The organism is Acidovorax radicis, from assembly GCF_020510705.1.
GTDB lineage: Bacteria > Pseudomonadota > Gammaproteobacteria > Burkholderiales > Burkholderiaceae_C > Acidovorax > Acidovorax radicis_A.
The window spans coordinates 151,099-170,835 of record NZ_CP075184.1 but is presented as its reverse complement, the minus strand read 5'-3'; the positions used below and the strand labels follow the sequence as shown (position 1 = coordinate 170,835).

The window sequence follows — 19,737 nt, the reverse complement described above, 5'->3', positions numbered from 1 at the left end:
ACGCACATCAAGACAACAGGCATCCGCGCAGAGTAGTCTGACTCATCCCTTATTGGAGAACCTATGAACATCCTGCTTGCTGTCGATGGCAGCGCCTACACCAAGAAAATGCTGGCCTATCTGGCCACCCACGAAGAGCTGCTGGGCGGCACCCACACCTACACCGTGCTGACGGTTCAGCCCCCCTTGCCCCCGCGTGCCCGCGCCGCGCTGGGCAAGGAAGTGGTGGACAACTACCACGCCGAGGAAGCCGAAAAGATTCTTGCGCCCGTGTGCAAATTCCTGAGCCGCCATGGTGTGGACGCCAAGCGTACGGTCAAGGTTGGCGCGGTAGGCGAAACCATTGCCAAGGTGGCAGACACCGGCAGGTTTGACCTGCTGGTGATGGGGTCACACGGCCATGGCGCCATCGCCACATTGGTCATGGGCTCTGTGACGACACAGGTTCTGGCCAACAGCAAGGTGCCCTTGCTGATCGTGCGCTGAGTCTGCCGCGCCAGCCACAAACCGCTGCCAACGGCCGTGCTGACCCACCACGTGCTCTGGTCTCGGCGCGTTTATTGAAGGCCAAAGTGCCTGTCAACACGCCGTTATCGCCGTGCAGGGGCAAACCTTCACCGTCAGCGCAGGCCTGGTCACCACCGATCAGTGCACGCGCCAGAGCCACATCGTTGCGACCAACGTTTTCACCCGCAACGGCGTGATTCACGTGGTGGACAAGGTCATCTCGCCCAAATAGGCACGCGTTGGTGCGAGGCGCACGCAAGCGACAGGATGGAACAAAGCAAAAGAGCCCGGCATGCCGGGCTCTCTTTTTTGATTTACGAGCGTGCACAAGAGCCCGCTGATAACTACCTCGCAGACAGGCCGTCGAAACAGGTTCGCACGACCAGGTCGACAATCTCTGTGTCGGAGTGCTGGCCGCCCTCTTTGAGAAAACTCACCACCGGGTCGCATGCACGCGCATACAGCGTGTAAAGCACGACCAGCGGCGGCAATGCCGGGTCGATCACCCCTTGCGACTGGGCCTCGGTGATCCATCCGCCAATCTGGTCACTCACCGACACCAGTCCGTTGAGGTAATCCTTGTTGGCCATCAGGACCGCACGCAGCGTTGAATTGCGGCTGGGCAACAAAGGCATCTCGTTGGCCAACAAACGCTCCAGCGACCAACGCACCAGCTCGCGGAGCTTGTCAAGCGGCGGCATCTCGGCCGGCAGCCCCGCCAGATACGCCTGCACGCGTTCGAGGATCTGCACCATGGCAGCGCAGCACAACTCCTCCTTGCTGGAAAAGTGCTTATAGAGGCTGGCTTTGGCAATGCCCACGGCGTTGGCGACGTCGTCCATCGTCATCGCATCGAAGGCTTTTTCGCCCAACAGGCGGCAGGTGGCCTGAAGGATCGCGTCCTCGCGTGCCAGATGCATCTGTTCTTTGAACGAAACTTTGGGTGGCGGGGTTTGCATGGCGTTCATTTTATACATTGCGGTATAAAAACAAATGCTCCAGTTGGAATGCAGCCACGTCGTTCACGTTTCAGCCAGCTGAATATCGCCCTGAGGCCAGAGACAGTCAGTGCACCAGGGCCTGAGCGGCGGCGCCCGTCAGGGCTGCAGAAAGGGCATCGAGCAACTCGGATTCCAGGTTCCAGCAATGCCAAAACAGCTGGACGGGCAACGAATGCCCCGGCGCCAGATCGACCATGCTGCCATCGGCGATGGCGCTGCGCGCCATCAGTTCGGGCATCACACCCACCGCCCAGCCTGCGGCCACGGCGCGCATCTGGGCTTCCGAGCCGGGCACAAACAGGTGATTGAGCGCCACGCGCTTGAGCCCGAATGCGCGGGCCACGAACTCTGCGGCCATGTCGTCCTTGCGGTTGAAGGACAAGAACGACACCTCGCGGAAGTTGTGGGGAGAGAGACCCTGTGGCAGATGCGCCTGTGCGTAGCTCGCTGACGCCACGGCCACATAGTGCATCGCTCCCAGGGGCACCATCTTGCAGCCCCGCAACGCTTGCTTGAGGGTGGTCACACAGCCCAGCACCTGGCCCGAACGCAGCCACTCCTGCGTGAAATCCTGGTCGTCCACGATGATTTCGAGCGGCAGTCGCTGGCACACCAGGTCGTGCAGCGCACCCATGGCCCAGGTGGCGATGCTGTCGGCGTTGATGGCGATCGAAATGCGTTCGTCTTCGCGCGTGCCGCCCGGTGCGCTGGGCGCCAGCTCCTGCAGGTCGCGTTCCAGATCGGCACGCAGCAGCCGCATCTGTTTGGTGTGCTTGAGCAACAGTTGCCCCGGCGGCGTGGGCCTGAGCGGTCGGCTGCGCACGATGAGCACGGAGCCCACCTGCGCCTCCAGGGCGCGAAGGCGCTGCGAAACGGCCGATTGCGTGACATTGAGGCGCTGTGCGGCGCGCTCGAAACCACCCTCTTCAACGATGGCGGCAAGGCATTCCAGGGCGGCAGGGTCGTAGGTACTCATGGGTTTTTCACTCCAGCAAAAGTATTGTCTCGGCATCGCAATTTATTAGACGTGCTGATGTTTTTGGAGGAAGTTTAATTTTGCTTTTAGTTGCACGCAATGTCGAGCACACTGCGCCCCATGAAAACCATTGTTTTGGGCGCCGGCATCATCGGCATCAGCACGGCATGGCACCTGCTGGAGCGCGGTCACGAGGTCATCGTGATCGACCGCCAGCCCGATGCTGCGCTAGAAACCAGCTTTGCCAACGCGGCACAGATCTCGGTGAGCTACTGCGAGCCGTGGGCGAACCGCGAAGCGCCACTGAAGGCGCTCAAGTGGATGTTCGACAAGGAAGCCCCGTTGCTGTTCCGCCCACAGATGGATTGGCAGCAATGGCGCTGGGGTCTGCAGTTTCTGGCCCAGTGCAACGACACCGCGTTTGAGCGCAACGTAGCGCAGATCGTGGCGCTGGGCGCCTACAGCCATGCTGCGTTGAAGGAGGTGGTCGGCGCCACCGGCATCGAATACAACCGGCTCGAACGCGGCATCGCCCACTTCTACACCGATCAGAAATCGTTCGACGCCGCTGGCCACGCGGTGGAACTGATGCGCAAGCACGGCGTGCAGCGCCGCCTGGTCAGCCGCGAAGAATTGCTCCAAATCGAACCGGCCTTCAAGGCCTATGGCGACAAGATCACCGGCGGCACCTACACCAGCACCGACGAAAGTGGCGACGCCCGCGTCTTCACACAAGAGCTGGCCCGCCGCTGCATCGCGCGCGGTGCACAGTTCCTCTATGGCCACGATGTGCTGCGCCTGAACAAAATTGGCAATGCTATTGATTCAGTAGCTGTTATGCCACGCCAATTAAGCGCTGGAAGCAAAAAAGACTTCATACTGAAAGGTGACGCTATCGTGGTGGCCTGCGGCTCTTACAGTGCGCCGCTGCTGCGCAGCGTGGGCGTGGACCTGCCCATTTACCCCGGCAAGGGCTACAGCGCGACCTTCCCGCTGCTCAAGCCCGAGGGCGCGCCCATGGTCTCCACCATCGACGATGGCAAGAAGATCGCCATGAGCCGCCTGGGCAACTACCTGCGCGTGGCAGGCACCATCGAGCTCAACGGCTGGGACCTGACGCTCGACAGCTCCCTGGCCCGCGCGCGCTGCCATATGCTGTCGCGCCGCATCGAGGCCATCCTGCCCGGCGTGTGCGACACCCGCACGCCCGAGCAGGGTGGCGATCCGCAATACTGGACCGGCCTGCGGCCCGCTACGCCCACCAACATCCCGTTCATTGGCCAAACGCGCGTGGGCAAGCTCTGGGTCAATGCCGGTCACGGCACACTGGGCTGGACGCACGGCGCGGGCTCGGGCAAGGCACTGGCCGAGCTCATCAGCGGAGAGCAACCGGCCATGAACTTCGGCTTTCTGGGGGAACAGGCGCCCCGCGCGCCACGCACCGTGGTCGCAGCCTGAAAAAGCCGAGGGCTGCAGACAACAACCCGGGCCGGTAGGATCCTGGCATGTCTGCACCCCACACCCTGTTTCTCACCACCTCCACCCGCGAGCCGGGCCATGTCGGCAACACCGAATGGCTGGCGCGCCAGGCCGCACAAGCACTGCCGCCCGGAAGCCCACAGACCTGGCTGAACCTGGCGCACATGGCGCTGCCACCCTTTGTGGACCAGCGCCACACCACCGGCACCTACGCGCCGCCCGAGGGCGACATGAAGACGCTGCTGGAAGCCACGCTGGCGGCCGACCACATCGTGTTTGTCTCGCCCGTGTACTGGTTCAGCATCCCTTCACCGCTCAAGACTTATCTGGACCACTGGAGCGCCTGGATGCGCGTGCCCGGCCTGGCCTTCAAGGAGCCCATGGGCACCAAGACGCTCTCGCTCATCACCACCAGCGGCGACCGCGCCAAGGCGCAGCCGATAATCGACTCGGTGGCGCTGTGTGCGCAGTTCCTGTCCATGACCTGGGGCGGCGCACTGTGGGGCAAGGGGGGGCCGCCAGGAGCGGTGCAGGCGGATGCGCAGGCCATCGCTGAGGCGCGCAAGTTCCTGCTCGCGTCGGCCACGGCCTGACCCTGTCAGTCCGCGCGCGGCGATCCGCGCTGCACAAGAATGCCCAGCCATTCATGCAAGGCCAGACTGCTGTCGGCCAGGGCGGACGCCCGGGGCAATGCGCGGTAGAGCTTGCGGGCCTGCCCTCCCTTGAACCCCATGGGTGCAGGCAGCACCTGCAACCCCGCCCGCTCAAAATCCCCGGTGGCACGCACCATATGCCAGCCATGGGTGACAAGGGCAATGTGTTGAATGCCCACCGCCTTGAGCATGGCGGCGGAGTGTTCGGCGTTGCTGCGGGTATCGAGCGATTGCGCCTCCGTCCAGCGCACCCGGCCTTTGAAATCACGCTCCACCACGTCTTTCATAACGAGCGCCTCGGCCCGCATGCCACCACTGGAGCCTCCAGTCGCCAGCAGAGGCAACCCTGTCTGTTGCTGCAGGTACGCCGCATAGCGCACCCGCTCGCGGGAGCCCCGGCTGAGCACGTCCACCCCATACTCCGGCGCCACGATATCCGCCCCACCGCCCAACACCACAATGGCTTGCACCCGGGCCAACTGTGCAGGGGTCACCGCGGGATACCGCTCCAGGCTGCGCACCAGCGCATCGGACACCGGCGGCCACGACAGCGCCAGCACGGACAGCAACGACAGCACCATCACGGTGAGGCCCGTGCGGCGGTGATAGCGGGCAATCCACAGTCCGACAAACGCGAGCAGGACGCTCGACACGGGTGGCAGCAGCAACGCTGACAGAATTTTCTTGAGGGCAAACAACATAGAGGCGGCGATCCTGCCTGTGCAAACAGACCCTATTTTCTTCGAGCCCGGGCGCACAGTGGCCGGGGTGGCAGCACGCCGCCGCAGAGCCCCTCGCCCGCCTGACACCCACTTTCGTCCTCAGTTGGGGGTTGCTGTCGCTGCCGATGAATCTGTGGCTGGGGTGCGCCACGATGATTGCGCTGGGCAGTGTGATGGGCCTGCTGGGCAGGCGTATTCCTTCACTGCCCCAAAAGCCGCGCTGCTGCGGCTGCCCTTGTGGCCAGCAGCCCATTCCGCCCCGACCTCTAAAGCGCACGTGTCGATCAGACGCGTCGCTCAAAAAAATGCCTGCGGTGACAGGTGGCAGCGCTCAATGCCACACCCGCTGACGGGCCAGGAAATCCAGCAGAGCGCCGTCAAACCCCTCAGGGTCTTCCAGCTGCGGCCAGTGCCCCACGTGGGGCAGTACGAGCGTGCGCGCGTCGGGCAACACCTGCGCCAAGGCCTCCAGTGCGGCGGCAGGTGCACAGCGGTCCAGGGCTCCCGCCACCAGCAACGTGGGCATGGTCAGGTGGACAAAGTCCGACACGTTGCGGTCGAAGGTCGGCAGGGCTTCCAGCGCGCGCCGGTAGACCCCTGCGTACACCTGGCCCAGCGCGTGCTCTGCCAGCCGTGCACCCTCAGGCAAGGCCCCTGCACCGATGAATTGCGGCACCAGTATCTGTGCCAGTTGCTCCATGGTCGATCCACCCCCGAGCGCGTGGACGGCCCGCAGGCGCGGCGCCACCCAGTCCTGCGTCGACTGTGCGTCCAGCGCGGGCCCGCCCGCGCACAACACCAGTCGGTGTGCAAGCGCTGGGCGTCGCACGGCGGCCTCCAGCGCTACCATCGCCCCCATGCCGTGCCCCACCAGCGTGACCGGCCCACACTGCAGGGCGTCAATCAGTTCGAAACAACTCTGGGCCAAGGCCTTGAAGGTGTAGGGTTCCACGGGGGCGCTGTAGCCATAACCAGGCATATCCCAGGCCACGGCGCGGTAACCGGCGGCGGCCAGCGTTTCCACCTGGGGCGCAAACGTGAGATGGCCGCCATCGGCATCGTGCAGCATCAAAACGGTGTGGCCGGAGCCCAGCAAAGTGAAGGTTGGTAGAGCAGCCATGCAGTCAAGGGTGGAAAACAGAAGGAAACCCCGCGACAGCGCGGTGGCGGGCAGCGCCCGATAATAGTTGCATCCCCCCTTGCGCCACCATCGCGCTGCTTTTGTGAACCCCACGCCTCCCCGCCCTGTTCTTGCACTGCCTCCGAGTTTCTCGACCCGCGAGTTTCGCGACGCACTGGGCATGTTCGCCACGGGCGTGACCATTGTTACGGCCCGCAATGCGAAGGGAGAGCTGGTCGGGTTGACCGCCAGTTCGTTCAATTCGGTGTCGCTGACACCCCCTTTGGTGTTGTGGAGCCTGTCACACGGTGCCAGCACCATGCCCGCATTCGCCGACGGTTCGCATTACGCCATCCATGTACTGGCCGCAGACCAGAAGGCGCTGGCCGACCGTTTTGCCACACGCGGCATTGACCGCTGGGCAGGCCTGGAACACCACCCCGGCATCAGCGGAGCCCCGCTGCTTGCGGGTGCCGCCGCCACGTTCGAGTGCTTCAACCGCAGCCAATACAAGGAGGGCGATCACACCATCTTTGTGGGCGAGGTAGAGCGCTGCGAGCACCGCGAGGGCGCATCGCCCCTGCTGTACCACGGGGGCAAGTTCTACACCGAGCACCCGCTGTGATGACCACCACCATCACCGTGCGCCAAGTCAATATCGGCTCGGCACGGCGCTTGAAAGTAGGTGAGCGCTCGGTGCTCACCGCGATCGGCAAGGCTTCGGTCACGGGCTCGGTGGCTGTGGGCCCGCTGGGGCTGGCAGGCGATGAACAGGCCGACCTGAGCGTGCATGGCGGCCTGGGTAAAGCCGTGTATGCCTACCCTGCCTCGCACTATGCCTTCTGGCAAACCCAGCGCAGCGAACGGGGGGTGAGCTTGTTCGACGAAGCACTGCCGCCGGGCTTCCTGGGCGAGAACCTCACCATCGACGGGCCGCTGGAGCATGACGTGTTTGTCGGGGACGAATGGCATTTCCCCGACTGCGTGCTGCGTGTGACGGCGCCCCGCGAGCCCTGCTTCAAGTTCACCGCAGTGATGGGTTTTGCCCAGGCAGGCCGTGCCATGGCCGTGGCGGGTTGCTGCGGCTACTACCTGGCTGTGGACCGGCCCGGCACCATCGCCGCCGGGCAGACCGCCACACTCGTGCCCGGGCAGCGTGGGCTGAGCATTGCGCAGGCCTTTGCGGGCAAGTTCGCCAAACACGCGCGATGACGCGGCTGCGGCCGCCTTCGTAGCCTTAGCAGGTAGATGGGTGCACTACACATCCGCACTGCCTCACACCGCACCGCATCACGCAACGCTATTCCGCCGTCACCAACTGGCGCGCGTGCGCCTGGAGTTGCGGAAACACCTTGCCTACCAGCTGCAGTTGCGCCGCCATGAGGCTGTGCGCGCTGGGCGCAGCGGGCACCGTGCCCCACTCGCGCAGCACCTGGGCCACCGCCGGGGCGCTGTGGGTCTTGCGAACCCGACCTGACTGCTGCGCGCGCTCCAGCTCCAGCGCCAGCTGCTGCAGGGACACCAACAGGGTTTGCGCCATCTCGCGCGTGGCCTCGTCCATGGGCTGGGCCGCTGCGCCACCGCGCTGGGCACCCAGGGCCGACAGGTAGTTGAGCTGGGTGTGCGACAGGCACAGGAAATGCGCCACCACATCGGCGTTACCCCGTACCCGCAAGGGCTCCTTGAGCATGGCGCTGTACGAGTTGGACAGCGCGGCATCGGCATTGTGGGCGTTGCGCCGGGCCAGGCGGTAGGCCAGGTGGTCGCACTTGCCGCTTTGGTACTGGGCCAGGATCTCCCGCAGGTAGAGGGCCTGGGTCTGCAGCACCTGGGCGGCCAACTGGGGCCAATGGCGCGACTGCCATGAAGGCAGCACCAGCCACGAAGCCACGGCGGCAACCACGCAGCCTACGATGGTTTCAAGCAGGCGCGCAGAAATCACGCCATCGGTGGTGCCCAGCTGGTGGAAGCTCAGCAGCAGCAAGGTGGTGACGGCCGCCGTGGCCAGCGTGTAGCGGCTGTGCCGTGCGCCAAAAAACACCGCGCCCCCCAGCACCAGCAGCCCGGCCTGTACCAGCTCGCCCGGGAACAGCTGGATGGCCGACCAGCCCAGTGCCAGCCCGATGGCTGTGCCCTTGGCGCGCTGCATGAGGCGGGTCTGCGTGGCGGCGTACTGGGGCTGGCTGACGAACACGATCGTCAGCAGGATCCAGTAGCCATGTGGATCTGAAGTGGCCTGCATGATGCAAAAACCCGCCGCTAGCGACAGGCTCAGGCGCAGGCTGTGGCGCAGCCACGGCGACTGAAGCCGCCAGTGCGAACGCACACGCCCCCAGGCATCGCGCAGGCTGCGGGGCTCGCGGTCGAACAGTGCATAGTCCAGCACCCCCTCGGCTGTGTTGTCAGGCAGCGCCAACGCACCCGCAAACACCCCGGCCAGCGCCGTAAGGTTGTCACCCAACGCATGCAGGGACCGCAGCGCCCGGGACTGGGTCGGAACTGTCGTGGGGCTATTGGCCGTCGCCGCAACCTCGGCTGCCTGTGCCTCCAGGTACGCCACGGCGGCCTGCATGTCTTCAATGGCGCGGGCCGTGACGCCCCAGTGCTGTGGCACCGACTGCGCCTCGATGGCCACCGACAGCTTGAGCGCCTGCTCGCCCAGCAGCGTGAGCACCCGCTGGCAGCGGTACAACACGTCGCTGTGAAAGAACGACTGCGCCAGCAGGTCGTAATGCTCGTGCGAGGAGCTGACTCGCTCGTGCACATCCTGCGCGGCCAGGTACTGGTGCATGGCCGTCTGCAGCCACAGCGGCGGCGTGCCCCGGCCCATGCGGCTGATCAGGCTCTCCTTGGTGGCGTTGAGGGCATCGACCACCCGCCCGTTATGCAAGGCCAGCGCCATGCGCCGGCGCTCCAGGTCCACGTCGCGCACAGGTTCGAGCAGCAACGCCTTCAGGCGCAGGTACTCCCCCAGCATGGCGTACAGCTGGGCCAGCCGGTAGCGCACGGGCGCGCGGGGCATCGCGGCGTTCCACAGCACCGACACCACCCCATACCAGGCGGCGCCCGCCAGCATCAGGGGGACGGCCTCGCCGGCCCCCTCGCGGCTGCTGTGGGCGGCCAGCCCCGCGTAGATGAAGAGGATCAGCGAGCCAAAAGCAATGGCGCGGTAGCGCTCACTCAGGGCACCCAACATGGTGAAGGCAAACGCCGACACCGCCATCACCACCATCAACACCCAGGGCCAGGACACCGTGGCCCAGACCGCCCAGGCCATGAAGGCGAAACACACCAGGGCCAAGCACTGCGCCCGCAACCGCCCGCGCCAGCTGTCGTCGGTCTCGGTCAGCGCGCTGGCAATCACGCCCAACAGCACCGGCATCAGCTCGGCCTGCCAGTCAGCACACCAGCCAAAGGCCAGCACCATGGCCAGCGCCAGAAAAGCGCGCGCACCGCGGGTGAAACCCTCGTGGTGACGTGCGCGCTGCCAGCTGAGTTTCCAGGTTGTATCCACTGAATTGCCTTGGACTAGGGTTAACCCTTAATTCCAAGCAATTATCGGGCCGCCTGACCGGGGCGATGCATGGCTTGGGGCTGAATCAGGTTCTCAGGCTGCGTCGTGGCAGCACACGCACAGCTTGTTGCCTTCGGGGTCGCGAAAGTACGCACCGTAATAGTTCGCGTGGTACTCGGGCCGCAGGCCGGGCGGCCCCTCGCACCGTCCGCCATGGTGCAAAGCAAGGGCATGGGCCGCGTCCACCGCCGCACGATCCACCGCCAGCAGGGCATTCATGGCGCCATTGCCCGGATGGGCGGCGTGTCCGTCGAACGGCTTGCCGACAAGAAACAGTGGGCGGGCGACACCGGGCGTCTGCCACCCCGCCCAAGGCCGGGCGGGCTCGGTGAAACGCAGCACCAGACCGAGGTGGGCCAGTACCGGGCCATAAAAGGCCATGGCCCGGTTGAAATCGTTCACACCGATGAACACATGGGACAACATGGCCAGACCTTTCGCGCGGTTCACGCCGTTTGTGCCACAAAACAGCGGGGCGCCAAGGCGCCCCGGGGTGAGACCCACACACAGCCGCAGAACGGCTGGCGGGCAACGCCTCAGCGCACCGCGTCAGGCAACTCGATCTTGACTTCGAGCACTTCCAGGTTGTCCTGGCGCTCCAGGTGCACCTTGAGGTCGTCAGGGTTGATCTTCACGTACTTGGAGATCACGGCCACCAGCTCGCGTTGCAGCGCGGGCAGGTAATCGGGCTCGGCGGCGTTGCGGCCATTACGCTCGTGCGCCAGGATGATCTGCAGCCGTTCCTTGGCAACACTGGCGGTTTTTTTCTTCTCGCCGAGCAGGAAGGACAGGAAAGAAGCCATCGCTTATTTGCTCCCGAACAGGCGTTTGAAGAAGCCCGGCTTTTCCGCATCGATGAAACGCAGCGGCTTGTCCTGCCCCAGGAAGCGGTCAATCACGTCTTTGTAAGCCTCGCTCACATCGCTGCCCTGGGCGTGGATGGCGGGCGTGCCCTGGTTGGACGACTGCAGCACCACTTCCGACTCCGGGATCACGCCGATGAGTTTGATGCGCAGAATGTCCTGGATGTCTTCCAGGCTCAGCATCTGACCGTCTTCGACGCGACTGGGGTTGTAGCGCGTGATGAGCAGGTGCTCCTTGATGGGCTCGCCGCCTTCGATGGCCCGCTTGGTCTTGCTGCCCAGCATGCCCAGGATGCGGTCGGAGTCGCGCACCGAAGACACCTCGGGGTTGGTCACCAGCAGCGCCTCATCGGCAAAATGCATGGCCATGAGCGCACCGCTTTCGATGCCGGCGGGTGAGTCGCAGATGATGTATTCGAAGCCCATCCCGGCGAGGTCCTTGAGGATCTTCTCAACGCCCTCTTGCGTGAGCGCATCCTTGTCGCGCGTCTGGCTGGCGGCCAGCACGAACAGGTTGTCGCACTGTTTGTCCTTGATGAGCGCCTGGTTCAGGTTCGCCTCGCCCTGGATCACGTTGATGAGGTCATACACCACGCGGCGTTCGCAGCCCATGATGAGGTCCAGGTTGCGCAAGCCGACGTCAAAGTCGATCACGGCGGTCTTGTGGCCGCGCAAGGCAAGGCCGGTGGCAAAGCTGGCACTGGTGGTGGTCTTGCCCACGCCACCCTTGCCGGAGGTCACGACGACGATTTTGGCCATGTGTTGCTGATTCTCTGTGGGGTTGGTACGAATGAAATAGGGGCTCAGTTGAGCGGCTCGATGATGAGCTTCTCACCGTCGAGCCGCACCTGGGCCGGCTTGCCGCGCACGTCGGCGGGCAACTCGGTTTCGGTGGTGCGGTAGATGCCCGCGATGGAGACCAGTTGAGGCTCCAGGCAGGTCGAAAAGATGCGGGCGTCGGTGTTGCCGCGCGCACCGGCAATGGCACGGCCGCGCAGCGGGGCATACACATGGATGTTGCCGTCGGCAATCACCTCGGCGCCAAAGCTCACCACGGCCATCACCACCAGGTCGGCGCCGCGCGCATACACCTGCTGGCCCGAGCGCAGCGGTTTGTCGACCACCACAGTGCCAGGGCCTGCAACGGGCACTTCGCGCACCACTTCACGCACTTGCGGCACTGCAGGGGCGCTGGCCTCGGCGCGCACGGGGATGGTGGAGGCATCGGGAGCCCAGCTCAGGCCGACCGCCCGCGCCGCATCCATCTGCTCGGGGCTGCCGCCGCGCACCGCCACGGGCAAAGTGCTGTGGCTGCGCAGCTGCTCGATGATGGCGGCGAAGTCGATGGGCTCGTCGGCATCCTTCACGGGCGCCAGGTCGATCAGCACCGGGTCGTTGTCGAAAAACCCCGGTGCATCGGCCACGCGCTCGGCCAAATCGGCGGCGAACCGCGCGGCGTCAGTGGTTTTGAGCAGCACGGCCACCACCGGCAGCGAAGCGCTTTTGAGATCAAAACTGGTGCGGGCCTGGGCCGCCGTTGTAAGGGCCATGAAGAAGGTAAAAAGGAAAAAGACGCAGAGAGCCAGCGTCGGAAGCCGCAAAGTGTACCGTGGGCCTGTGTAAGAACGTGTTCCGGGTCACACAGGAACCACGCAGCGGTGCTTGAGAAGATCGTGAGCACGTTCGGAATTAGCCGTAGCGGTTACCGTGGATCGGCAGCTACGTATTTTCCTGGGTCCGGCTGCCGCCGTGGCGGTGATGAGAGCTTACAGAGTGTTAGCAGCCTCTGGCCGAGGAGTATTCGGTAATCTGGGTGGCGTCCGCCGGGCTGTGCTGGGCGGCTGCGTTTGGCCCGTTGTGTCTTTTTGTAGCGCCGGTGTTATGGCGGGTGGGGGTGGATGGCCGATCGGGGTGTGACGGGTAGGAACTCGCTCGGACTTGGCAGATTGCGCCAACCACGGCATTTTCGAAAACAACTGACATCGATTGATCGCTCACTTGCGCGCAAGACGCTGCTGCCTGCGCCAGCCCATAAACCCCAGCATAGCGGACAGCAATCCCAATGCCCACGGCGCATCCACAGGAATCCCCACGGCATCGCTCGCCACAGGCCCCACCACCGGTGCAAAGGGATCGCTGATGCTGCCGACCGTTGCGTCTGAGTCCCCCACGCCGTTGTCGGTAATGCTGTACGTCACCGTCTTTCGGTCACCGCTCAGTGTGACTCCGCCGAACTGGAACCACGTGGAAGCAGCCACCACGCCGCCCACTGCCGCTGTAGGAGGGCCGTACTTCCAGAATTGCATGCCGGCCGGCAAGGCCTGTGGATAGGTGATCTCCATCGTCACCGTACCCACGCAGCTTGTGGACTGGAAAGCGTATTCCCCATAGGGCATGGTTTTGCCTGCAGGCGCTGGGTTGGACAAACTGGCAAAACCGCTGGTGGGGTTCAGTGTGCAGGATGCACCTCCCCCCGAAAGGGTCGCAGTGGCCGGACCTGCCATGCCCGGCACTGTGCCCGACACGGTGAGCAGCTGCGGGGTTACGGCGGTGGATGCTAGGGACGCCGTACCTGTACCAGCCAGATTGGTTGCAGTGACTGTGAAAGTGTATGGCGTTCCGTTTGTCAGGCCGGTGACGACCAATGGGCTGGTCGCGCCGCTGACAGTCGCACCACCAGGGCTCGCAGTAACCGTGTAGCCTGTGATCGTGCTACCGCCATTGGACGCTGGTGCAGTAAAGGCGACAGACACTTGTCCGGTTGCAGCTGTGCCTACGACACCGGTAGGCGCACCCGGTACAACGGGATTCACGGCAAATGTTCTGCTGATTGTCGTTGCTGCCCCATAAGTGCCGTCTCCGGCCTGATCCGCATTAATCGTACAAGTGCCAGTCGTGACGAACGTCAACGCACCACCGGAAGTAATAGTACAGACACCGGTTGTTGTGGAGGTGAATATTGGTGTCAGACCGGAAGAAGCCGTAGCGGACAAGGTTGGTGTTGTACCAAAAGCCTGATCACCAGGAGGGTTAAAGGTAATGGTTTGCGTTGCCTTAGGCGTCACTGCCGTGGATGCTGTGGATGCCGCGCCTGTACCTGCCAGATTGGTTGCCGTAACTGTGAAAGTGTATGGCGTTCCGTTTGTCAGGCCGGTGACGACCAATGGGCTGGTCGCACCACTGACATTCGCACCACCGGGGCTCGCAGTCACCGTGTAGCCTGTGATTGCGCTGCCGCCGTTGTAAGCTGGCGCAGTAAAGGCCACGGATACTTGTCCACCTCCTGCTGTACCAACGGCGCCGGTTGGGGCACCTGGAACAGTCGCATTAACCGCAAATGTTCTGCCGACGGTAGTCGCTGCCAGGTATGTGCCATTACCGGCCTGATCGGCGTTAATCGTGCAAGAGCCGGCCGTGACAAACGTCAACGCACCACCGGAAGTAACCGTACAGACCCCGGTTGTTATGGAGGTGAAAGTCACAGGTAAGGTGGAACTGGCGGTTGCCGTCAAGGTCGGTGTCGTGCCAAAAGTCTGTGCGCCGGGAGGGTTAAAGGTAATGGTTTGTGCAGCCTTAGGTGTGACTGCAGTGGACGCCGTAGATGCCGAACCAGAGCCAGCCGAGTTTCTGGCGGTAACAGTAAAAGTATAAGCCGTTCCGTTTAACAGACCCGTGACGTTCAGCGGACTGGCTGCACCGGTAACCGTGGCTCCGCCGGGGCTGGCAGTCACCGTATAGTCAAGAATGGCGCTGCCGCCGTTGGAAGCTGGCGCGGTAAAGGCGACGGAGACCTGAGTGTCTCCTGGTGTACCGACAGCAGCCGTTGGTGCTCCCGGCACGATAGCGTTGACAGTAAAAGTTTGCGGAACCGTTGTTGCTGCTGAAAAGGCAGCATTACCAGCCTGATCGGCGTTAATCGTACAAGAGCCTGCCGTGACAAACGTCAACGCACCACCGGAGGTAACCGTACAGACCCCGGTTGTTGTGGAGGTGAAAGTCACAGGTAATGTGGAACTGGCGATTGCCGTCAAGGTCGGTGTCGTGCCAAAAGTCTGTGCGCCGGGAGGGTTAAAGGTAATGGTTTGTGCAGCCTTAGGTGTGACTGCAGTGGACGCCGTAGATGCCGAACCAGAGCCAGCCGAGTTTCTGGCGGTAACAGTAAAAGTATAAGCCGTTCCGTTTAACAGACCCGTGACGTTCAGCGGACTGGCTGCACCGGTAACCGTGGCTCCGCCGGGGCTGGCAGTCACCGTATAGTCAAGAATGGCGCTGCCGCCGTTGGAAGCTGGCGCGGTAAAGGCGACGGAGACCTGAGTGTCTCCTGGTGTACCGGTAGCGCCCGTTGGTGCACCCGGAGCAATGGCGTTGACAGCAAAAGTTTGAGGAACCGTTGCTGCTGCCGAATAGGTTGTATTGCCTGCCTGATCGGCATTAATCGTACAAGACCCTACCGTGACAAACGTCAACACGCCACCGGAAGTGATCGTACAGACGCCGGTTGTCGTTGATGTGAATGTTGGCGTCAGACCAGAAGAAGCCGTAGCAGTCAAGGTCGGTGTTGTACCAAAAGTCTGCGCACCGGGAGTGTTAAAGGTAATGGTTTGCGTTGCCTTAGGCGTCACCGCAGAGGAAGCGGTGGAAGCAGCGCTGGAGCCATTGGCATTTCTTGCCGTGGCCGTAAAAGTATATGGCGTTCCGTTTGTCAGGCCAGTCACGACCAGCGGACTGCCCGCACCGGTAGCAGTAAAGCCGCCGGGACTTGATGTGACGGTATAGTCAAGAATGGTACTACCACCATCGGAGGCGGGAGCCGTAAAGGCAACCGACGCCTGCGCATTTCCTGCTGTAGCGGTAACACCTGTTGGTGAGCCGGGTGCGGGCGCAACCACTGTGACGTTGACCGTATAGGGAGAACCGTTGAAATCGTAGAAAGTAAATGAATCTGGTCCAGAGTAGCCATTTGGCGGCGTGTAATAGAACGCATCAATATTTGTTGGACCTGTGGAACCGCCGATCGACATGATGTAAACGTTGTTGGTTCCATGCGCACTCGACGACGGGAAAGTTTTGTTACCGGCGCTATTCTGGTTGCCTATTGCATCGACGTAAATACCCAGACTGCTGCCAGTTCCATCCGTTTTTCCGCCCGGATCACAGTTCGCATAATCTGTCGCTGAAAACGTATATTTATATTCACCGCCACTTTTCGTGACCTGCCCACCCACAGTCGTTGAAAAACTGAGATTACAAGCAGCAGATGCTTGCCCATAGGCCAGCAAGGAAATAATTATAAATATCAGCTTACCAAAGTTTCTCAGACTCTTATTTTTAAATTTCCTCATTAATTCACCCACCAATAAAAACGCAAATGAAAATAGTGCCGCCCAATTGGGGTGAAGCACAGTGCTTTGCAAAGCAGATCGGCTTGGTATTTTTGACGTGCCCATTTAGAAAATTTCTAATTTGTTAAAACAATTCACTAATTTTCGGGTATTTCTTAGGTAAAAATCAAACTCATTGATTACTACCCCAATACGTCACAAAAAATAGAATAACCACAGATGTAACTGACGGTGATTGTTGGTGCATGTTGCTTCGGGTGTCCAGCATTTTTTTTCACACGGGGTGACTTCAACAGTGCATTGCACTTCAGATCGGTGAAAGGAAGGTGACGCGCCCTCCAAGCTATAAGCGGCCTCTACCCCCGCAGATAGCCACCTTCCGCTCGGGACGCCCACTGGAACCGTTCAAATGAACACCGATGCCGGATCAAGACGTCCAATATCAAGGGGCGGCACCAGCTACCTTGAGCACCCCAACCTGGGTATCACCCAATCGAAACAGAAAAAAGCCATCGCTGGATGGCGTTACGGTTCCTGGGCTGTGTCAGCCAGGAACAGCGGAGCAGAATATTCGACAGGCCGGGCTTCCATGGCCGGGCCACCTCAGCTCCACCCGCCGTTCAACACGCGACAAGCTCCGCGCGCAACCCCTTTGATAATGGCCCCATGCGCACTTTGAGAAACACCCACCTCGACTCCCTGGCCGTGGCACTGCTTTTGGCCTGCTGCATGTTCTGGGGCTTTCAGCAGGTGTTGGTAAAGGCCACGGTGGCCGAGGTGGCGCCGGCGTTTCAGGCGTTTGTGCGGTTTGTACTGGCCACGGTGGCGGTGGTGGCCTGGTGCGTGTGGAGCGGCGTGCCGCTGCGCAGCACGGCCGAGCCCCCGGGCGCGTTACGCGCGGGGCTGCTGGCGGGGGCGCTGTTTGCGGGCGAGTTTGCGTGTATCTACCTGGGGTTGCAGTACACCACCGCGTCGCGGCTCACGGTGTTTTTGTACACGTCGCCGTTTTGGGTGGCGCTGTTGTTGCCGCGTTTTATTCCAGGCGAGCGGCTGCAGGGCTGGCAGTGGGTGGGGCTGGCCGCCGCATTTGTGGGCGTGGGGCTGGCGTTGGGCGACGGTTTTGTGGGCCCTGCCAATGTGGCCTTGCCCCGCGCCTGGCTCGGCGACCTGATGGGCCTGGCGGGTGGGGTGATGTGGGCATTGACCACGGTGACGATCCGCAGCACGCCGCTGTCACATGTCGCCCCGGCCAAGCAGTTGCTGTACCAGGTGGGGGTGAGCGCGGCGATGCTGCCGCTGTTGTCACTGGCGCTGGGTGAAACCTGGTCGCTGCAGCTGTCGATGTTTGCCTGGGGGTCGCTGCTGGTGCAGGCGCTAGTGGGCGCGTTTGTGAGCTATCTGGCGTGGATGTGGATGCTGGCGCATTACCCGGCCACCAAGATCTCAGTGTTTGTGTTTCTCACACCGGTGTTCGCGCTGATGACCGGTGCATGGTGGCTCGGCGAGCCCGTCACACCAGGGCTGGTGGGCGCACTGGTGCTGGTGGCGGCCGGCATCGTGCTGGTGAACCGGCGCCCCTTGGCACCCTGATTTCGATTGAAATTGGGCGCTAGCGCCTACCCCATAAGCGCTATAAGCTATATTGTTTATAGCAAACAACCAACAACCCACCTAGCAGTCACAAGCTACTGGCCCGATGGATTCAAAGCTTGGGGATACGAATCCGGCTGATCATCAGCGAGCCCGACACGGCAAACAGCAGCACCAACGGGTGCAGCGTGAAGCCGCCGATCAGCAACTTGCCAAACCACAGGCCTTCGCGCACGGCGCCCATCCATGCGGCCAGGGCGAGCAGGCCCACCAGCACGATGGAGGTGGGGATGGGTGTGCCTTCGAAGTATTTGACCTTGCCGTCGTCGCCCGACAGGGTTTCGGCGGTGACGTTGTAGCGCGCCAGGCGCGACACACCGCAGGCCACGAAGTACGCCAGCACGATGCGGTCATACAGCCCTTGCATGCCACAGCCGTACGCAATGATGGCGGGGGCAACGCCAAACGAGATCACGTCGGCCAGCGAATCCAGCTCACGCCCCATGGCCGAGCTTTTTTGCCGCCAGCGGGCGACGCGGCCGTCGAGCACATCAAACACCAGGGCCGCCAGCACCAGGGCGCAGGCAAAGTACACGTGCAGGACATTGCCGGTATCAAGGTACGACATGGCAGAGAACAGCGCGCCCACGCCGCAGACCGCGTTGCCCAGCGTGAACCAGTCCGCCAGATGGAACTCGCGGATCATCGAAAAGCGCTTGGGCGGTTGTTGGGGTTGTTGAGACGTCATCGGCACTCCTGGTCAACGGGTTTGGCAGCGGCCCGGCGCACGCTGCCCAGACCCACGGCCGATTATGAAGGGCGCATGTCAGCCCCCGGTGTCGGGATATGCCGCACATTGTGGGCGGGTGCAACCGTTGGTCGCAACGCTAGGGATTTGCATTCCATGGGGTAACCAGGCAGCAGGCAGCGGCCGCAGACAGTGCCCTCACACAGCAAGGCGGCCTAACGACGTTATCCGGTTGAAAGCCCATCCGTATCAGAGCCGCATGCGCACGGCGGCGGCAAACCGCTCCATGGTCCAGCCCTGGCCCAGCATCACGCGCCGCACCGACAGCGCTTCGCGGGCGGGGCCCGGTACGTCGGGCCCCACGTAGCCCATGGGCTTTTGGGCCAGATCGACAAAGCCGGTGTCGTACTCACGCGCCAGCGACTCCCACAGCGCGTGGGCCCCGGGCGACTGGCGCGCACCCGAGACCAGGCACAGGCCCCGGCCCAGCGCCCAGCGGTACACGGCGCTGGCCAGGCCCCGGCGCTGGTAGCCGGTGTCATAGCGCGAGTGCGGCGCGCGCACATGTTCGTCGGCGTAGCGGTCCACCTCGATCAGGCGGTTGAACACGGTGTAGCCCGCCAGGCGGTTCGCATGCAGGTCTTCGACATACACATACCACTCGCCATCGGCCTCGCGGTAGCGCATGGCGAAACCGGCGTGGGGCAAGGGGATGCGCGGCAAGCCATACAGGCGGTCGCCGGGCGTGTGCAGCCGCCCGTGCAGGGTGTCGAGCTCCTGGGGCAGCGGGCGGGTGGCGGTGGGGTCCACATCAATGCGCAGCTCGGCCGGGCGCAGCCACGCCAGGCCCCGCCGGGGCCATGGCAAGCCCCAGCGCGCGGGCGTGAAAGGGGAATGAGCAACAAGGGCGAGGTCCATCACGGGCTCCCGGAGATGCCCCGGCGCGTGGCGCCGGTGGCCACATGGCACAACCACCACCCCGAACGGCGGCCAGCGGCCCGGGGTGTCCAAAATCGGTGTGTGGAAAAGGGCCCGAGGCGTGGCCGCCGCATGCGCTGGCGCCCACCTGCCTCAAGCCTGATGCGCCGACCTGTCACACCCAGGCCGGCGCGTTATCAGCTGCGGGCCAGCGGCCCGTGGGTGTGACGGGAGTGGGAGGCGT

Annotated in this window: 19 protein-coding genes; 7 read left to right on the top strand and 12 right to left on the bottom strand. The window is 63.1% G+C overall.

Annotated elements, in window-relative coordinates; genetic code table 11:
• Positions 1–63 precede the first annotated feature (63 nt).
• Entirely contained in the window at positions 64–486 is a 423-nt protein-coding gene (locus KI609_RS00745) for a universal stress protein (RefSeq protein ID WP_226445944.1), read from the top strand.
• A gap of 112 nt (positions 487–598) precedes the next feature.
• Entirely contained in the window at positions 599–739 is a 141-nt protein-coding gene (locus KI609_RS00740; protein ID WP_226445942.1) for a fasciclin domain-containing protein, read from the top strand.
• 112 nt (positions 740–851) lie between these two features.
• On the opposite strand, the gene KI609_RS00735 is transcribed toward KI609_RS00740, so the two are convergent.
• Both KI609_RS00735 and KI609_RS00730 read right to left on the bottom strand, forming a co-directional pair.
• A complete protein-coding gene (locus tag KI609_RS00735; RefSeq protein ID WP_226445939.1) occupies positions 852–1,475 on the bottom strand; it encodes a TetR/AcrR family transcriptional regulator in 624 nt (207 codons plus the stop codon).
• 97 nt (positions 1,476–1,572) lie between these two features.
• Positions 1,573–2,484, bottom strand: coding sequence for a LysR family transcriptional regulator ArgP (locus KI609_RS00730; protein ID WP_226445937.1), 912 nt, complete (start codon positions 2,482–2,484; stop codon positions 1,573–1,575).
• Between the two features lie 120 nt (positions 2,485–2,604).
• Between KI609_RS00730 and KI609_RS00725 the strand changes: the two genes are divergently transcribed.
• Entirely contained in the window at positions 2,605–3,942 is a 1,338-nt protein-coding gene (locus KI609_RS00725; RefSeq protein ID WP_226445935.1) for a D-amino acid dehydrogenase, read from the top strand.
• 47 nt (positions 3,943–3,989) lie between these two features.
• The gene (locus KI609_RS00720; RefSeq protein ID WP_226445934.1) at positions 3,990–4,556 is read left to right on the top strand and encodes a flavodoxin family protein; all 567 of its coding nucleotides are present in this window, start codon (positions 3,990–3,992) and stop codon (positions 4,554–4,556) included.
• A gap of 5 nt (positions 4,557–4,561) precedes the next feature.
• On the opposite strand, the gene KI609_RS00715 is transcribed toward KI609_RS00720, so the two are convergent.
• Both KI609_RS00715 and KI609_RS00710 read right to left on the bottom strand, forming a co-directional pair.
• Complete coding sequence (locus tag KI609_RS00715; protein WP_226445933.1) at positions 4,562–5,317, bottom strand: YdcF family protein; 756 nt, start codon at positions 5,315–5,317, stop codon at positions 4,562–4,564.
• Positions 5,318–5,669: 352 nt separating this feature from the next.
• Positions 5,670–6,458, bottom strand: coding sequence for an alpha/beta fold hydrolase (locus KI609_RS00710; protein WP_226445932.1), 789 nt, complete (start codon positions 6,456–6,458; stop codon positions 5,670–5,672).
• Positions 6,459–6,561: 103 nt separating this feature from the next.
• Here KI609_RS00710 and KI609_RS00705 point away from each other — a divergent pair, with 103 nt between their 5' ends.
• A complete protein-coding gene (locus KI609_RS00705) occupies positions 6,562–7,083 on the top strand; it encodes a flavin reductase family protein (protein WP_226450112.1) in 522 nt (173 codons plus the stop codon).
• Positions 7,083–7,670: an MOSC domain-containing protein gene (locus KI609_RS00700; RefSeq protein ID WP_226445931.1), complete on the top strand. Its 588-nt coding sequence runs from the start codon at positions 7,083–7,085 to the stop codon at positions 7,668–7,670. The genes KI609_RS00705 and KI609_RS00700 overlap by 1 nt, the downstream gene beginning before the upstream one ends.
• Before the next feature lie 88 nt (positions 7,671–7,758).
• Here the strand turns inward: KI609_RS00700 and yccS are convergent, their stop codons facing one another.
• The 6 genes from yccS to KI609_RS00670 all read right to left on the bottom strand — a co-directional run bounded on the left by yccS (position 7,759) and on the right by KI609_RS00670 (position 16,342).
• Positions 7,759–9,972, bottom strand: coding sequence for a YccS family putative transporter (yccS, locus tag KI609_RS00695; RefSeq protein ID WP_226445930.1), 2,214 nt, complete (start codon positions 9,970–9,972; stop codon positions 7,759–7,761).
• Between the two features lie 93 nt (positions 9,973–10,065).
• Positions 10,066–10,458 carry a VOC family protein gene (locus KI609_RS00690; protein WP_226450110.1) on the bottom strand — a complete coding sequence of 131 codons (393 nt, stop codon included), beginning with the start codon at positions 10,456–10,458 and terminating at the stop codon, positions 10,066–10,068.
• A gap of 110 nt (positions 10,459–10,568) precedes the next feature.
• Positions 10,569–10,835, bottom strand: a complete 267-nt coding sequence (gene minE / locus KI609_RS00685) for a cell division topological specificity factor MinE (protein ID WP_226445929.1) — start codon at positions 10,833–10,835, stop codon at positions 10,569–10,571.
• A gap of 3 nt (positions 10,836–10,838) precedes the next feature.
• The gene (minD, locus tag KI609_RS00680) at positions 10,839–11,654 is read right to left on the bottom strand and encodes a septum site-determining protein MinD (RefSeq protein WP_226445928.1); all 816 of its coding nucleotides are present in this window, start codon (positions 11,652–11,654) and stop codon (positions 10,839–10,841) included.
• 44 nt (positions 11,655–11,698) lie between these two features.
• Positions 11,699–12,445, bottom strand: a complete 747-nt coding sequence (minC, locus tag KI609_RS00675) for a septum site-determining protein MinC (RefSeq protein ID WP_226445927.1) — start codon at positions 12,443–12,445, stop codon at positions 11,699–11,701.
• A 444-nt stretch (positions 12,446–12,889) separates the two neighbouring features.
• Positions 12,890–16,342, bottom strand: coding sequence for an IPTL-CTERM sorting domain-containing protein (locus KI609_RS00670; RefSeq protein ID WP_226445926.1), 3,453 nt, complete (start codon positions 16,340–16,342; stop codon positions 12,890–12,892).
• Positions 16,343–16,903: 561 nt separating this feature from the next.
• Between KI609_RS00670 and KI609_RS00665 the strand changes: the two genes are divergently transcribed.
• A complete protein-coding gene (locus tag KI609_RS00665) occupies positions 16,904–17,827 on the top strand; it encodes a DMT family transporter (RefSeq protein WP_226445925.1) in 924 nt (307 codons plus the stop codon).
• A gap of 112 nt (positions 17,828–17,939) precedes the next feature.
• On the opposite strand, the gene pssA is transcribed toward KI609_RS00665, so the two are convergent.
• Together pssA and KI609_RS00655 are read right to left on the bottom strand one after the other, a co-directional pair.
• Positions 17,940–18,575 (bottom strand): CDP-diacylglycerol--serine O-phosphatidyltransferase, encoded by a 636-nt coding sequence (gene pssA, locus KI609_RS00660; protein WP_226445924.1) that lies wholly within the window; start codon positions 18,573–18,575, stop codon positions 17,940–17,942.
• A 249-nt stretch (positions 18,576–18,824) separates the two neighbouring features.
• Entirely contained in the window at positions 18,825–19,493 is a 669-nt protein-coding gene (locus KI609_RS00655; protein WP_226445923.1) for an N-acetyltransferase, read from the bottom strand.
• Positions 19,494–19,737: the final 244 nt, after the last annotated feature.